Source organism: Dyella ginsengisoli LA-4 (assembly GCF_000334915.1).
GTDB lineage: Bacteria > Pseudomonadota > Gammaproteobacteria > Xanthomonadales > Rhodanobacteraceae > Dyella_A > Dyella_A ginsengisoli_A.
Window position 1 is genome coordinate 1 of the sequence record NZ_AMSF01000014.1, and the last position, 1122, is coordinate 1122.

The 1122-nt window shown below is 65.8% G+C and carries 2 protein-coding genes; both read left to right on the top strand.

Annotated elements, in window-relative coordinates:
- Positions 1-92: 92 nt before the first annotated feature.
- A complete protein-coding gene (locus C693_RS23960) occupies positions 93-506 on the top strand; it encodes a DUF2958 domain-containing protein (RefSeq protein ID WP_017460711.1) in 414 nt (137 codons plus the stop codon).
- Complete coding sequence (locus C693_RS0102695; protein ID WP_017460712.1) at positions 503-982, top strand: hypothetical protein; 480 nt, start codon at positions 503-505, stop codon at positions 980-982. The genes C693_RS23960 and C693_RS0102695 overlap by 4 nt, the downstream gene beginning before the upstream one ends.
- The last annotated feature ends 140 nt before the right edge of the window (positions 983-1122 follow it).

The following is a 1122-nucleotide window of genomic DNA, read 5'->3' on the forward strand; positions in this document are numbered from 1 at the left end:
TCGCCAATCCCTTCCGCTGGTGATGGTGCCCATCCAGGAACCGCGGCGCCAAGGCGCTCGGTTCCCGCCTCAACAACCAAGGAGCAAGACACATGATCGGCGACGGGTTCTCCCACGTTTCTCCCCTGCGTTCATTCATCGGCTACAGCCAGCGCCGCGTGCTGGCCATGCTCTGCGAAGGCGAGGAAGGCGAGTTCTTCCAGAACCGCCTTGCCGAGCTGCGGCACCTGATCGACACCATGCCCAAGACGTACGAGCAGTCCGACAAGGAAGGTGCGGCCGTGGTGTATCTGCACTACTTCATGGGCGGCTGCGACTGGTACATCACCGAGAAGGACAAAGAGCGGGAGCAGCTTCAGGCGTTCGGACTGGCGGATCTCGGCTACGGCGGTGAGCTGGGTTACATCAGTCTGGTCGAGGTGCTGCAGTGTGGTGCCGAGCTGGACCTGCACTGGACGCCGAAAACGCTGGACGAAGTGCGCGCCTCCCGTCGGGTGGCCGCATGAGCGCCGCGTGCGCCGTGGAGGCACTCCCGGCACTCGACGAGCTGCGTCCGGCAGCGGCCGAGCTGTTCCGCGAAGCGGTTCGGCTGGCACTCGCCTCGCCGGGGTTCGAGCGGCCTAAGCCGTACGCCCAGATGGTGGCACTGATCGCCGACCAAGAAGCATATGGGTTCGACTGCTGGGCGGACGCGATCGCCGCACTGGTGCCCCGAGCGGACACCCTGACCTGGTTCGCGTACAGCAAGGAAACGATCGACGTGCGCGGCTTCCGCATCACCGTGAAGACCCGCCCGTTCCACATTGCTGGCCACTGCGTCCACGTCGAGGTGCAGTCCGTCGACCGGACGCCCCTGCCCTTTACCTCCACCGGCTACCAGTCGCTGTTTGTGAATTTCGCCACGGCGGCGGACTACCCGACGCCCCGCTCGATGGTCGAGGAACTGTTCCCGGCCGATCCCATTCAGGTGGGGCTCTTTTAGAGCTTCACTCTGGCGTGAGGGGGATTCTTCCCCCTCACCCTCCCGCCGCTGCGGCCGCAGTCGCGTCCTGCGGTAGACAGGGGCACCGGCCGCGCCCTGCAGGCTTGCCGCTACCTCCTGCCGCGATACAGACCAGGCGC